Source organism: Snodgrassella alvi (assembly GCF_002777855.1).
Classification (GTDB): Bacteria; Pseudomonadota; Gammaproteobacteria; order Burkholderiales; family Neisseriaceae; genus Snodgrassella; species Snodgrassella alvi_E.
Map to the genome: position 1 here is coordinate 84,797 of NZ_MEIK01000015.1, position 13,905 is coordinate 98,701.

13 protein-coding genes are annotated in these 13,905 nt (G+C 46.0%); 9 read left to right on the plus strand and 4 right to left on the minus strand.

The features are described 5' to 3' along the window. The first annotated feature begins 8 nt into the window (after positions 1 to 8). Positions 9 to 1,418: an FAD-dependent oxidoreductase gene (locus BHC43_RS01110; protein WP_100152187.1), complete on the plus strand. Its 1,410-nt coding sequence runs from the start codon at positions 9 to 11 to the stop codon at positions 1,416 to 1,418. Positions 1,419 to 1,498: 80 nt separating this feature from the next. Here the strand turns inward: BHC43_RS01110 and BHC43_RS01115 are convergent, their stop codons facing one another. Continuing rightward, positions 1,499 to 3,127 (minus strand): FAD-dependent oxidoreductase, encoded by a 1,629-nt coding sequence (locus BHC43_RS01115; RefSeq protein WP_100152188.1) that lies wholly within the window; start codon positions 3,125 to 3,127, stop codon positions 1,499 to 1,501. Between the two features lie 13 nt (positions 3,128 to 3,140). Beyond that, positions 3,141 to 4,649, minus strand: a complete 1,509-nt coding sequence (locus BHC43_RS01120) for a polyamine aminopropyltransferase (protein ID WP_100152189.1) — start codon at positions 4,647 to 4,649, stop codon at positions 3,141 to 3,143. Between the two features lie 244 nt (positions 4,650 to 4,893). Between BHC43_RS01120 and BHC43_RS01125 the strand changes: the two genes are divergently transcribed. From BHC43_RS01125 to BHC43_RS01150, 6 genes are all read left to right on the plus strand, one after another. Beyond that, positions 4,894 to 5,292: a DUF350 domain-containing protein gene (locus BHC43_RS01125; RefSeq protein WP_100139677.1), complete on the plus strand. Its 399-nt coding sequence runs from the start codon at positions 4,894 to 4,896 to the stop codon at positions 5,290 to 5,292. A gap of 28 nt (positions 5,293 to 5,320) precedes the next feature. Continuing rightward, the gene (locus tag BHC43_RS01130; protein WP_100156243.1) at positions 5,321 to 6,352 is read left to right on the plus strand and encodes an SPFH domain-containing protein; all 1,032 of its coding nucleotides are present in this window, start codon (positions 5,321 to 5,323) and stop codon (positions 6,350 to 6,352) included. A gap of 8 nt (positions 6,353 to 6,360) precedes the next feature. Next, positions 6,361 to 8,223, plus strand: coding sequence for a DUF4178 domain-containing protein (locus BHC43_RS01135; RefSeq protein WP_100156244.1), 1,863 nt, complete (start codon positions 6,361 to 6,363; stop codon positions 8,221 to 8,223). Then, positions 8,223 to 8,588, plus strand: a complete 366-nt coding sequence (speD, locus tag BHC43_RS01140; protein WP_100156245.1) for an adenosylmethionine decarboxylase — start codon at positions 8,223 to 8,225, stop codon at positions 8,586 to 8,588. Before BHC43_RS01135 ends, speD begins: the two co-directional genes overlap by 1 nt. 226 nt (positions 8,589 to 8,814) lie before the next feature. Beyond that, positions 8,815 to 9,552, plus strand: a complete 738-nt coding sequence (locus BHC43_RS01145; protein ID WP_100156246.1) for an MBL fold metallo-hydrolase — start codon at positions 8,815 to 8,817, stop codon at positions 9,550 to 9,552. Positions 9,553 to 9,633: 81 nt separating this feature from the next. Continuing rightward, a complete protein-coding gene (locus BHC43_RS01150) occupies positions 9,634 to 9,852 on the plus strand; it encodes a helix-turn-helix domain-containing protein (RefSeq protein ID WP_218966441.1) in 219 nt (72 codons plus the stop codon). A 160-nt stretch (positions 9,853 to 10,012) separates the two neighbouring features. Here BHC43_RS01150 and BHC43_RS01155 read toward each other — a convergent pair whose 3' ends face one another. Then, positions 10,013 to 10,819 carry an outer membrane protein assembly factor BamD gene (locus BHC43_RS01155; RefSeq protein WP_100152195.1) on the minus strand — a complete coding sequence of 269 codons (807 nt, stop codon included), beginning with the start codon at positions 10,817 to 10,819 and terminating at the stop codon, positions 10,013 to 10,015. Between BHC43_RS01155 and rluD the strand changes: the two genes are divergently transcribed. Both rluD and pgeF read left to right on the plus strand, forming a co-directional pair. Continuing rightward, positions 10,818 to 11,942 (plus strand): 23S rRNA pseudouridine(1911/1915/1917) synthase RluD, encoded by a 1,125-nt coding sequence (gene rluD / locus BHC43_RS01160; protein ID WP_100156248.1) that lies wholly within the window; start codon positions 10,818 to 10,820, stop codon positions 11,940 to 11,942. The genes BHC43_RS01155 and rluD overlap by 2 nt on opposite strands. 12 nt (positions 11,943 to 11,954) lie before the next feature. Further along, the gene (pgeF, locus tag BHC43_RS01165; protein WP_100156249.1) at positions 11,955 to 12,749 is read left to right on the plus strand and encodes a peptidoglycan editing factor PgeF; all 795 of its coding nucleotides are present in this window, start codon (positions 11,955 to 11,957) and stop codon (positions 12,747 to 12,749) included. A gap of 86 nt (positions 12,750 to 12,835) precedes the next feature. Here the strand turns inward: pgeF and BHC43_RS01170 are convergent, their stop codons facing one another. Next, positions 12,836 to 13,672 (minus strand): hypothetical protein, encoded by an 837-nt coding sequence (locus tag BHC43_RS01170; RefSeq protein ID WP_144078728.1) that lies wholly within the window; start codon positions 13,670 to 13,672, stop codon positions 12,836 to 12,838. Positions 13,673 to 13,905 lie beyond the last annotated feature (233 nt).

Below are 13,905 nucleotides of genomic sequence, written 5' to 3' on the forward strand. Positions count from 1 at the left end.
AACACCACATGAGTCAACGCGAAAATGTTTATCAGTTTATTGATGTACCGCGTGTCGATCCACCGAAAGAACCGCTGAGCGTACGCCAGCATGAGTTTGCGGAAATTTATCAGCCCTTTACCACAGCACAGGCAATTGCGCAGGCAGACCGCTGTCTGGCCTGTGGTAATCCGTACTGCCAGAATAAATGCCCGTTGCACAACAACATTCCCAATTGGCTGCGACTAGCGAATGAAGGGCGGATTATCGAAGCAGCCGAGTTAGCACACACCACCAACAGCCTTCCTGAAGTCTGCGGCCGCGTGTGCCCGCAGGATCGTCTGTGTGAAGGCGATTGTACCTTGAATGCGGAATTCGGCGCCGTTACCATCGGAGCCATCGAAAAATACATCACCGAGCAGGCATTTGCGCAAGGTTGGCATCCAGATATTGCCACCGTGGAAAAAGTGGGTAAAAAAGTAGCGGTGGTTGGAGCCGGACCCGCCGGCCTCGGCTGTGCCGATGTTCTCATCCGCAATGGTGTGGACGTGACCGTATACGAACGGGCATCCGAAATCGGCGGCCTGCTCACCTTTGGTATACCGGCGTTCAAATTGGAAAAAGAAGTCATGATGCGGCGGCGGCACGTACTCACTGATATGGGCATAGAATTCAAACTGGGTGTTAATGTCGGTACTGACATTAGCTTGCAAGAGCTTGAGCAGCAATATGATGCAGTGTTTCTAGGCGTGGGGACCTATCAGGGACTACGTGCCGGTATCGAAAATGAAGAGGCCAGCGGTGTTTATCTGGCTTTGCCCTATCTGATTGGGAATACGGAACATCTGCTAAACATCGATAGCAAAGATTATGTATGCATGGAAGGTAAGCGTGTCGTGGTGCTTGGTGGCGGCGATACTGCCATGGATTGTGTACGCACCGCGCTGCGGCAGCAGGCTAAAGAAGTAATCTGTGCTTACCGCCGCGATGCTGCCAATATGCCGGGCTCCAGAAAAGAATTCAACAATGCGCGGGAAGAAGGTGTGCAGTTTAAATTCAATGTGCAGCCTCAGGCTGTGGTGACAAACGAAGCAGGCATAGTAACGGGTATTCAGGTTGTCCGCACCAGCATGGGTGCACCAGACGAACGCGGCCGGCGCCGTGCCGAAATCATAGCCGGTAGTGAAGAAATCATTACCTGTGATGCCATAATTGTAGCCTTTGGATTTGCACCTCACAGCATGCCGTGGTTAGGTAAAGTTGGTGTCACCGTGGACGAGCGCGGCCGTATTCAGACTAGTGGTGAATACAAACAGCAAACCGCCAATCCAAAAATCTTTGCTGGCGGCGACATCACCCGTGGTTCGGATTTGGTGGTTACCGCCATAGCAGAAGGACGTGATGCCGCACAAAGTATTATGGATTACTTCGAAATCTAGTATATCAGTAGCAGATTAAGCAGCCTGTGGACAAGTTCGTACACAGGCTGTTGTTATTCAAATCAGACCTGTAATCAATATTACTGTTGTGCCAGAATCTGCTCAGCGGCACGTTTACCCCAATAGCAGGCTTCCTCAAAAATCGAATAGCCGGATAAATCACTATGGGCAAACTGTAAACGACCCTGATACGAGCGCAACGCCATTAAACCCGCATTGGTGAGATAACCGGGCTGTGGTACGGCCATGGCATGACCGCGTAGACTGATACGCGCCTGTACCATACGCTTTCGCAACACAATGCCATAAATCTCTTCCAATTCTTTAGCCGCGCATTGGTATATTTCTTCAGGTGAGGCCGATAGCATCCAGTGACGTATGTTGGTCGGCGAATCATGATTCAATGCTGTATAGGCAGTGAAAGATGTAAAGGGTGGTGGCCCTTGCCGAATTTGCTGGTGTGTGGCCACCACATAGCCTAGCCCATCACCTTGATACAAAATGTTGTCCCATGCCAGCGCGCTGCCACTTTTTTCTGGGGGCATGCCGCGCAGCAAAAAATTAGCCACAATCCAAGGGGCATACTGAGGCATATGGGTCTGCGGCTGAAAACCATATCGTTGAATATAATGCACCACGTGAGCTGCGATATATAGTGGCATGGCACAGATTGCATGCCGTGCCTGTAGCCAGAAATATTGCTGTTGTGCAGTACAGATTAACAGACGTACTCCCTGAGCCTCTTCTTCAATCGAAACTGCATAAGCACGGAGACTGCGCGGCTGAGTAAATGGCTGATCGGTTTCAGGAATGTTTTCCATAGCTTGCAGTCGGCAAAATGCGCGTATCCGCTGCGACAGCTCATGTAAACCGTGCGGCCAAGTCAGCACTGTGCCGTGCTCATTCTGCTCTGTGCCACGGGCGCAGAAATAGTGCAGGCCGGCCCAAGCACAGATTTGGCCGATGCCTTGCCCATAGTCATCTCGACAGCAATAGTCCAGATACCACAGCAAAGTTGGCGAGTGATAACCTTGCTGTTCCAGCCAATTGGCAAAAGTTAGCCGTTCCAGACGGCGCCATTCGTTGTCGTTACTGGCCAAATCCAGCGGAATGGTAAATACACGCTTGCCATCCACACCGCGCTGGCTGCTGAGCTGATGAATAAAACGGAAAAAACGCTGACTATCGGCATCACGCTGAGGCAGCAATTCATTCTGCCAGTGTTGCTGATAGAATAAACGCTCATTGGGCACCTGTAGCAGTGAGCGCTCATCATACACACCATGCTGATACAGTTGTAAATCGCCGAGTAATTCTCGGATGTGTTCCGATTCCGGTGAGGGTAGGGGCAGATAATGCGCACCGGTGGGGTAATCCACACCAAACTGGTGTTCACCGCGATTATTGCCATTGCGTTCAGCACCATCAAGTAAAATATAATCGTGCATGCCCTGTCTGGATAACTGCCAGGCAGCAGACAGCCCCGCTGCACCACTGCCGACAATCACCGTATTCACATGGTGTGTTGGAATATTAGCTGGTGGTTGTCGCTGCGCATCACGTATAGCATGCCCCACAGCTTTACCGGGGAAATCCACACTGATTGGTGGCTGCCCTGGTACAAAATAGCGCCACGCCTCATAGCTGCTCAAACCCACCATACTGGCGCCCAACATATTGCTGAGAAACCGGCGGCGACTGATTTTCATCTGCTTACCCCCATCAGCGCATCACCGCGCGCCAGTCAGCCTCAAAATATTCCACTAACTTCTGCGTGTTCAGATGATTGGGTTCTACTGCTCGCCGCTGCATATCTTTTGGAAACACAAACATTTCGCGCGTCGTTTCTGCATCTAGATAGCGTGTCGGCACCCGATAATGGTCTGGAATCAGAAACTCACCAGTCTGATTGGCCATCACATAGCCCCACTCACCAAAAGAAGGGACATACACATGAAAAGGTAGCGTTTTTAATCCGGCTGCTTCCAGTGTATTGACAATGCACCAGAACGCATTGGGTGCAAAGTAAGGTGAAGTAGACTGCACCACCAGATTACCATTTGGATTCAAATGTCGCGCCACCATACGGTACATTGGTACAGAATACAGTTTGCCGAGAGAAAAATTGGAAGGGTCAGGAAAATCGATAATCACCACATCGAATTTTTCCTGATTGTGTTGCAGCCATTGCGCCGCATCCGCATTAATAATGCGCAGTTTCGGGTGATTAAGCGAATTCTGATTCAGCTCACGCAAAGCTGCCGAAGTACGGAAAACACGCGTCATACTTGCATCCAGATCCACCAGCGTAATCTGACTTACCTGTGGATATTTCAGCACCTCCCGTGCTGCCAGCCCATCTCCGCCACCTAGTATCAAAATGCGGGAGGCCTGCGGATTCTGCTCCATCACCGGCAGTACCAGTGCTTCGTGATAGCGTGCCTCATCCACTGAAGAAAACTGTAAATTACCATTAAGAAACAATCTTGTATCATTATGCCATTTCGTAATCACCAGTCGCTGATAAGGAGAAGCGGTGCTAAACACCACTGGGTCACCAAAATAATGTTGTTCTGCTTTATTTGTAATGTGATTGGCGTAACAGAAAAACAGCAATAAAATCAACAGCACTATATTACCGCGCATACGTAGACGCTGGTAACGAGGTAGCTCCTGCTTAAACAGCCGCGCTGTCAGCAGTGCCACTGCCGTATTTAAAATCCCGAACAACAGCGCACTTCTTGCCATGCCCAGCTTTGGAGCCAGAATCAGAGGAAACAACAACGAAACAGCCAGCGCTCCTAGATAGTCAAAAGTCAGCACACGGCTGACCACTTCTTTAAACTCCACCTCACGCAAATTCAGCACCCGCATCACCAGCGGCAGCTCCATTCCCGTAATAATACCGATAATCAGCACCAGCCCGTATAGCACCGAACGAAAAGGTGCCGCAGAAAAACCAAATAAAACAAACAAAAGCAGCGCTGAAACACCGCCGACAATTCCTACCAGAATTTCAATATCAATAAAGCGGCTCAGCGCATCACGGTCGGATATATAACGAGTCAGATGCGCACCAATGCCCATCGCAAACATATACACACCGATAATCGACGAAAACTGGAGTATCGAGTCACCAAGCAAATAGCTGGCCAGTGCCGCCATAATCAATTCATAAGCCAGCCCACAACTGGCCACAACAAACACAGAAACAATCAAAGCAGGATTCACAAATTATCCTTTTAATATTTTTTCAGCATCACAGCAGCCACCTGCCGTCCGTTGAAACCAGCTCTGTAATAAAAATAAAGCATCCCGATTAAAAAATGCTTAATAAATATTTCTGCTTTAGCCACAAACCCGATACCAGAGTTCAAGCTAAAGCTAACAAATTGCAAAAAAAAGTAAATAATAAACTATACAAAAACATTATTATACGGTATGTTAAAAAACTAAACAGTCAGGATAATAAACTATGGTAATTACTCTCTGGCAGTACATACAATATTTAAAATATTTTGGCGTTGCCCTCTTGCTACTCATCGTATTTATTATTTTTTATATACGAATAACTCCGGTAGCCGAACTAAAATTGATTAAGCAGGGCAACCTTGCCTGTGCCGTCTCAATGAGCGGCGCCATGATCGGATTCTGCATCACCCTCATTTCCAGCATGTTGCAATCTGTCAATCTCATCAGTTTCATCATCTGGGGCGCGGCAGCCATGATTGTGCAGATTCTGGTGTACTTTATTGCCACACTGCTTATCCCCAAGGCCAATTTTGAACTGGCGAACAACAATATCGCCGTCGGCGCCTTATTTTTCGGGCTGTCAGTGTCTATCGGCATCCTTAATGCAGCTGCACTAAGTTAACAATCAAACATCTGAACGGGATACAAAAATGGTTCTGAACTCAATTTTTGGCATTAACAAACTCGGTGGCTTCATCAAGAAACAATTCATTGATGTAATCCAGTGGGAAAACCCCGACCCTGAAGTCCTGATGTGGCGTTTTCCGATTAAGGATCAGGAAATTCAAAACGGAGCCGCGCTCATCGTCCGCGAATCACAAAATGCCTTGTTTGTAGACGAAGGCGCCATCGCCGACCTGTTTGGTACCGGTACATTCACCCTCAATACCCAGAATCTGCCCTTACTAACCGATCTCAAACATTGGGGTAAATTATTTCAATCACCATTCAAATCCGACGTGTACTTCTTCAATATGCGTCAGCAGCTTTCCAGACGCTGGGGCACCGCACAGCCGGTTACCATCCGCGACAATGATTTCGGTGCTGTTTCTGTGCGTTCATTTGGTATGTATTCATTCCGTATCGCCCAGCCAGAATTATTTTTTAGCCAAGTAAGCGGCGTATGCGAAGAATACCGCACCGAAACACTGGAAGAACAGCTGCGCAATCTGGCTGTTACCCAGCTTGCCTCCGCTTTTGGCAACGCTAATATTCCTTTTCTGGATATGGCCGCTAATCAGATGCTGCTGTCGGAACAAATGACTACCCTATTACAACCGGCATTCACCGCCATGGGACTGGCGCTGGAAAATTTCACTGTAGAAAGCATTACCCTGCCAGAGAGCCTGCAAGAGCGGCTGGATGAACGCATGGGTATGGGTATCGTTGGCGACATGGGACGCTACACCCAATACCAGACGGCTCAGGCTATTCCACTGGCTGCACAGAATGAAGGCGGAGTAGCCGGCATCGGAGCTGGGTTAGCTGCCGGTATGAATATTGCTAATGTCATGACTTCAGGTATCACCGGTACTGCTACTGCCGCACCGGCCTGTAAACCAGAAACAGCAGATATAACCGCTCGATTGTCACAGCTGAAAACCCTACTGGAGCAGAATCTTATTAGTCAGAGCGACTATGATTCAGCTAAGGCCGAGATTCTCAGAAAACTCACTGACTAAATGGCTGTATGAACAGTTTTTCCTATCTGCTGCACAGTACTTGTCCGAGCTGTGGTGCCGAAATTGGTATACGCTCAGCAACCGCCGTCACCACAGTTTGTGGCTATTGTCATTCTGTTTTATTAATCCAACAGAATGCATTAGTACTATCCGGCCGCCATTCTGCAGTTTTAAATGATCTGTCACCACTGCAAATCGGTACTACCGGAATGTGGCAGGGTAAACCGTTCACCCTCATCGGGCGTATGCAAGTCAGCTACGAAGCCGGTTCATGGAGTGAATGGCATGCACTGATGCATGATGGCAGCAGTGCATGGTTATCTGAATCCAATGACCGCTTTGTTTTCACCCGCCTGCAGCCTACACCTCCGCAAGCGAAAGCTTTACCAGAATTCAGCAATCTCAAAGTAGGAAGCTCTTATTTCAAATACAGAGACCGGCACTATGCCGTAGCCGATATCCGTGATATCCGCCGCGGCCAGTATGCAGCCGAAGGCGAACTGCCGGTGCCTTTACCTGAATCGGAAAAAGCGCAGGTAGCAGATTGCCGCAATGGTACATCCTTCATTACACTAGATTACGCCGACGGTCAGGCACAGCCACAGGTCTTTGCCGGTAAAGGCGTGGCACTCAGTGCCCTGAGACTACAAAACACACGTACACCCGATCAGATTCGTACCCGTTCCGGTTATGTCAAAGGCAGTACCAAAAGAGGTAAATGTCCCAATTGCGGCGGGGAAATACGCTGGGTAAGCGGTGTGGCAGACCACGTTGTCTGCCAGTATTGCCGCAGCCAGCTCAACATGAGTGAAGAAACGGCTCACCAGAATGCGACGCATGAAATGCGTGAGCATCAACAACGCGCTCTAACCATTAAAATCGGCAGCAAAGCACGCATTGATAATGAAAACTGGTGGGTGCTGGGCGCCATGGTGTTGTATTACGTACCGGTAGAAAAAGTTATGCCGGATGTACCGCTTTACATCCAGCTGGCTGAACGCAAAGAAAGTGAAGAAGAGGATGACTCAGCTGGCTGGACAGAATATCTGCTCTACTCACCCAAAAAAGGGTTTCTGTGGCTGGTGGAGCAGGGAAAAAACCAATGGGCAATAGCTACCACATTGGATGACTGGCCGGTTTTGAAAAAACCGCTAGAACCAATTGATGCAAACAAAGACAGCGTCCCATTTTTATATGATTACGCGGCTCAAGTTGAGTATGCAGCTGGAGCCTTTTACTGGCAAGTCTCTCCTGGCGACAGGATGTATTACATCGATTATGGGTGCGAAGAGCGCAAATTATCTACCACCCTGACCCGAAACGAACAATCATGGTCTGTCGTCAGCAATATACCGGCGACACTGGTGTCTGCATGTTTTCAGGGAAATAAAAACATCAGCATTGATGCCAAACCCATGCCTGCTGATAAAGCAGCAGTTCTTATTCGTGAACATCAAAACATTAAAGCAAACGATTTTACCAAAGCCAACATTAAAAGCTGGCGGGTGAAAAACGTATTGCATCTCAGTACCGATATCCACACGCCAACCTTCTGGATGCTGGTATTTATTGTTTTGAATTTGCCTATTTTTATTAAAATTTTTGTAGCTGGTGTTGCTGATTTTGAATATCTGTTCACGCCTTTGTGTTGGCATCTTCTTGCCTATGGATTACTCCGTGATTTTCCTTATCGGGAACTCTTTATATTCGGTTCAGCAGAAGGTTATAAAAAATTCAATATCTTCATGGCCATCCTGATTGTGATCGGCTTCACTTGGATAAATTATGCTTCGTATTCTTCTGAGAAAGCAGAAGATTCTACTGTTGGTCACAGCTATTATGGAGGTAGCAGTGGACATTGGCACAAATAATGCAGAATAATCATATTATCGGGCAGCACTGTCTGCTGGATGTTTATCAGTTGGACAGCAAATGGTTACAGAACAGTAGTGCAATCGAACAGCTCTTGCGTCAGCTAGCCCAAGCTGCACGGGCACATATCTTAGAAAGCTATTTTCATACTTTTGGTGGCAGTGGAGGCGTAACCGGCGTATTGCTACTGGCCGAGTCACATATCAGTATCCATACGTGGCCGGAGCATCAGTATGCCGCTATTGATATATTTATGTGTGGAAAGTTGCTGGCAGAAGCAGCAGTTACTGAATTAAAACAATTGCTACCAGACGCACAGATGCACATTCGCTGGCTGACACGGACATATCAGCCACAAGCATAAATGACAATTTCATTGTTTTTGAGCATAGAATTTCGCAGATTCAGCAATACTGCAAAAAATAAATAGCTGGCAAACAAACAGGCCAGTGTTACACAATTAGTAATCAGTAAAAAATTTTTAAAAACGAGATATTAACTTTTATAAATGTTCATCACCATCGGCTACTATAATTCCAATACAGGCTAATTAGCTTACGGATAAAAGTATCGAATAAGGTGAGCATAAAATGAAAATAATTGTACTTGCTATAAAGTTTGAATATAACGGTATTGAGCAGATAATTAATCCTGTAATTATACAAGATGATAGTCATATGATCTTAATTGATGCGGGGTATCCTTGTCAGTTTGAGTTATTTGAAGCAGCAGCAAAAAAGAGTGATATTGATTTAAATAAGTTATCTCATATTATCATTACGCATCATGATTTTGATCATATTGGTTCGTTAGCAGAATTTAAGAAAAGATTTCCTCATATTCAAATATTGTCATCAAGTATAGAAAAAGCCTATATAGAAAAGCATAAAAAACCATTGCGTTTAGAGCAAGCAGAAAAAAGATATCCTTTCTTGTCTGATAATGATAAGCAACAGGCACTGGTTTTTCATAAAATATTAGAAAATATAGATGGTGTTGAGGTAGATGATATTTTGCACAACCATCAAATTTTACCTATTGGTGATGGGGTAGAAGTTATTTTTACGCCTGGGCATACCCAAGGTCACATATCGTTATATATCAAGGAAAATAAAACCATGATAACGGGTGATGCACTCGTTTTAGTTAATGATAAATTAGTTATACCTTATCCCGAGTTTGCTTATAATTTAGCTCAAGCCCAAAGTTCTATAAAAAATCTAATGAATTATGAGATTGATGAGATGATTTGTTATCATGGGGGCAGAAATAAAGGTAACTGGCAAGATATACTTATTTTAGACAATGATTTAATCGAAAATTCATAAACACAAGCATAATGTTTAATATTGATACCTATATTCTTAATATAAAATACGCGGTGTTAGCTAATACTTTTTAATTTAAAAGTGAATAATGAAGCGGCTAAAAATTTAAATATTACCCTACCCAACTTGTCGACAGCGGTTAATGAGTTAGAGGCCGAATTTGGCATTGAAATTTTTGTACGCACTTCAAAAAGAGTATCTTTATCAACCGATGTTGTAGAGTTTTGGGGTATGCCAAAAACAATCAAACCTAGAATAAATAATATCGATACAAAATCACCCTCAACTCAAAAACATTAATATCCAAATTATCATCTCAGCTGGATAAAATTTTTATAGCATATAAGATTAAAAAGAATTTCAGTCTCCAGCCCAAATAACTAAATTAAAAAAATTAGACCGATACCTTGTATCGATCTAATAGCACTGTTCATCAGATTTTAAGATTCACCGTTAGGCTTTACTTCCAATAACGCCACCATGGAATGGCATTGTGATCCTGCCACGGAGATTGCAGATACGGGCTATTTGGAAAATTCTGTGCCAGAACGCGCTTGGTATCATCACTGAGCTTCTGCTCACCCAGTTTTTCATACGCAGAAACCATAATAGCCAGCGCTTCCTCCACATTAGGCGTATTCTGATATTGAGAAATAACGGTCTGTGCACGGCCAACAGCTGCCAGCCATGCACCGCGTTTCATATAATAACGTGCTACTGAAAGCTCATTCCCTCCAAGCGCATCCAGTAGTTTCTGCATCTTATCGCGAGCATCGGCAGCATATTTACTTTGAGGGAAATATTCTACTAGTTGAGCAAAAGTGGTATAAGCTTCCCGGTTAGCTTTCGGGTCGCGGTCAGACCAATCTTGTTTGGCCAGCTTATTAACAAAGGATTTGTCCTCATTCAGCTGAATCAGTGCTTTCAAATACAAAGCGTAATCCATATTGGGGTGCTGCGGGTACAAACGCTGAAACTGTTCAATTGCCGCCAATGCTTTATCATTCTCATCATCTTTATAATAAGCATATGCCGTGTCCAGCTGAGCCTGCTCCGCATACGAACCATACGGGAAACGAGACTGCAGAATTTCGTATAATTTCTCTGCATGAGTATAATTACGATGCATCAGCTCATCGTGTGCTTCATTATACAGACGCTGAACAGACCAGTCCTGAGTAATCTGGGAATCCTTATCGACCGTACTTGTGCTGGCACAGGCACTCAGTAAAAGGCCTAAGGCCACCGCCAAAAACAAATTTTTCATGAAAGACACTTCTTTGTTAGAGAATGATGACGATTATAACGATGATTTGCCCTTTGCGGCAGATGAAGCTGCACAAAGTTATAAAAATTGGACCGTACCTAATGAACTAGCCGGCCTGCGCCTAGACGCAGCATTGGCCAAACTGGCGCCTGAGTTCTCCCGCAGCCGTCTCACTGCCTGGATCAGGGAAAATCACGTTACCGTTAACGGCCACATCGTACCGCCGAAGTATAAACTGATCGGCGGTGAAACCATACAGGTAGCCATACAACAGGATGAAAGCCAGCTCGCATTCACCCCCGAAGCCATGGCACTAGACATTATATATGAAGATGATAGCGTACTGGTATTGAATAAACCGGCTGGTCTTGTTGTACATCCCGCAGCAGGCAATTGGCAGGGCACTCTACTGAACGGCTTGCTCGCCTATTGCCCGGCACTGGCACAAGTACCGAGAGCCGGTATCGTGCACCGTCTAGATAAAGATACCAGCGGCCTCATGGTTGTAGCCAAAACCGTGACGGCACAAACACACTTAGTACGCCAGCTACAAGCACGGACTGTTAAACGGACCTATCGTGCAGTGGCTGATGGAATCGTACCTTATGATGGCAAAATCGAAACACTGATTGGTCGAGATCCGCATAACCGCACACGAATGGCCGTGGTACCGTTTGGTGGCAAAGAAGCCATCACCCACGTCAAAGTGCTCGAACGATATGCCGATTTCAGCTATATCGAATGTCAGCTCGAAACCGGCCGTACCCATCAGATACGCGTACACATGAAAGCCGCAGGCCATCCGCTTGCTGGAGATCCGCTCTATGGCAACCCGCGCCATCCAGCTACCACCGAAGCCAAAGCAGCAATAAAAGCAATGGCACGGCAGGCACTGCATGCTTACCGGCTCAGTTTCATTCATCCGCAGACGCATGAAAAAGTACAGTTTGAAGCTTCACTGCCCGAAGATATCTATCACTTACTTTCTGTACTGCGTCTACAGGCAGGCATGGATTCAGCCATCAAAAACGCTGATGAATGGCAGAAACGTCTGACCGATGATGAAGACGAAGACTGGGATGACGATGATTACGACGTGGATGTAATATACATACGCGAATAATAAGGCCGCCGCATGAATACACAATGGGACATGAATCAGGCACTTGGTCTGAGTCAAGACAAAAACACCTTTGCACAGGCAGACTGGCCAGCACCAAATAATGTGCATACCCTGATAACTACACGACTGGGTGGCATCAGCAAAGCCCCATTTGCATCATTAAACGTTGGTGCACACGTGGGCGATCATCCTCAAGCAGTAGCACAAAACCGCGCCATCGTGCAGCAGCAGGCAGCACAGCCAATCGCCTATCTGAATCAGACTCACAGCGTAAATGTAATCGCAGCCACAACGGCATTATCTGCATTGCAGTCTGGACAGCCAGCTGAAGCCGATGCCAGCTATAGCCGCCAAGGAGAAAAAGTCGCCTGCGCCATCATGACAGCCGATTGCCTACCAGTGCTGCTGTGTGACCGTGCCGGTACAACCGTAGCTGCCGCCCATGCCGGCTGGCGCGGACTGGCCGGCGGCATATTGCAAAATACCATAGAAGCCATGCGGGTCAGCCCATTGGAAATAATGGCTTATCTTGGTCCGGCAATCGGACCCGAAGCTTTCGAGGTCGGCCCTGATGTTTGTGAAGCTTTCTGCCTGCATCAGCCCAAAGCACAGGCTGCTTTTACTGACATCGGCAACAACCATTATCTTGCCGATATATATGCGCTGGCACGGCTAGCTCTGGCAGATGCCGGTGTACATCAAGTCTATGGAGGCACAGAGTGTACAGTATTGCAGCGCGAACGCTATTTCTCGTACCGGCGTGATGGACAAACCGGTCGTATGGTTAGCGCCATCTGGCTTGATTAAAGCGTATCTCATCGGCTTAACTTTCCGTTTGGTTAATCACAAGCATAAAATGTGCCATCAAACCCAAAGGTAGATTTCAAGAAAAATCAATTGTTAAGCGGCGGTAAACCAGCATTCTGCAATACAGCTTCAATTTCCTGCATTAATGCTGAAGCAGCACTTAGACCCAGACGGGTAGGGCAGGTAAACATATTTTCAGCCTGCCGATGAGAATACTGTGTACATTGATTAACCAATAAATGACTTTCCGGTGGTGCCGTTTTAATTAACCATTGCCCGCCAGCCCATGAAACCCAGTTTTCCCATTCAGCAGAAAAGCGGTTTTCTGCCAGCCTTATGTGAAAGCCACGGATATTCATCCACTTATTCGCTACGGGTACCGGAATATTGTGGTAAATCTGAGCCTGACGCATCAGATTACCGGCGATCCGGATATCGTGATTTCCACAGCCTACTGGATCCAGCGTAACCAAAAAACGGCAGCGGATACCATGAGCAGCCAATATCCGGCTCAGATGCGCCCCGTTCCAGCCGCCAAGGCTGTGGCCAACAATAAAAACCTGAGTATGCTGGCCAATATTTTGGCATAAACGGATAAACGCCGGATTTAGTCTCAGCGAAGGCACCGAAGCATCATGATAACGTTTAGCCTCACGGTAAAAAATTTCTGTATAACTTAAATAATCACAACGATAATAATGCCGAACAAATACAGACGGCAAATGCCAGCGCGCTTGCAAATATCTAAACATACGAAAATGAAAGCGCCGTGCTAGATGATAGGTAATACGATGCGGCCACAGACTCTTCAGAGGCAAATTGACATTACCCCACAACAAAGATTCCTTATCAGCTGCACCACCTATAAAGAGCACATAAATTAAAGGACTAGAAGAAGTATCATTTGTGAATATATGGTTCATAATTAAACGTACACAACAAATTAGTTTTGATATACACAATACTTCTCAAGATTTTGGGTTATTGCATAAAATTGAAGATAAAATGTCTAATCCATACTCTAAAAATATAATTTAATCCTTATTTAACTGATTTTTCTGTCTGGTTATTTTTATCCACCCCTCTTTCTGCTGCTACATGAGGCAGAAAACAAATATATATTTATAGAAATAAAAAGAAAAACTACAAAAAACTT

Bases quoted from the DNA above. Each gene is read 5' to 3' on its own strand.
- BHC43_RS01110 (WP_100152187.1), top strand. From the start codon at position 9: ATGAGTCAACGCGAAAATGTTTATCAGTTTATTGATGTACCGCGTGTC.
- BHC43_RS01115 (WP_100152188.1), bottom strand. From the start codon at position 3,127: ATGAAAATCAGTCGCCGCCGGTTTCTCAGCAATATGTTGGGCGCCAGT.
- BHC43_RS01125 (WP_100139677.1), top strand. From the start codon at position 4,894: ATGGTAATTACTCTCTGGCAGTACATACAATATTTAAAATATTTTGGC.
- BHC43_RS01130 (WP_100156243.1), top strand. From the start codon at position 5,321: ATGGTTCTGAACTCAATTTTTGGCATTAACAAACTCGGTGGCTTCATC.
- BHC43_RS01135 (WP_100156244.1), top strand. From the start codon at position 6,361: ATGAACAGTTTTTCCTATCTGCTGCACAGTACTTGTCCGAGCTGTGGT.
- speD (WP_100156245.1), top strand. From the start codon at position 8,223: ATGCAGAATAATCATATTATCGGGCAGCACTGTCTGCTGGATGTTTAT.
- BHC43_RS01145 (WP_100156246.1), top strand. From the start codon at position 8,815: ATGAAAATAATTGTACTTGCTATAAAGTTTGAATATAACGGTATTGAG.
- rluD (WP_100156248.1), top strand. From the start codon at position 10,818: ATGAAAGACACTTCTTTGTTAGAGAATGATGACGATTATAACGATGAT.
- BHC43_RS01155 (WP_100152195.1), bottom strand. From the start codon at position 10,819: ATGAAAAATTTGTTTTTGGCGGTGGCCTTAGGCCTTTTACTGAGTGCC.
- pgeF (WP_100156249.1), top strand. From the start codon at position 11,955: ATGAATACACAATGGGACATGAATCAGGCACTTGGTCTGAGTCAAGAC.
- BHC43_RS01170 (WP_144078728.1), bottom strand. From the start codon at position 13,672: ATGAACCATATATTCACAAATGATACTTCTTCTAGTCCTTTAATTTAT.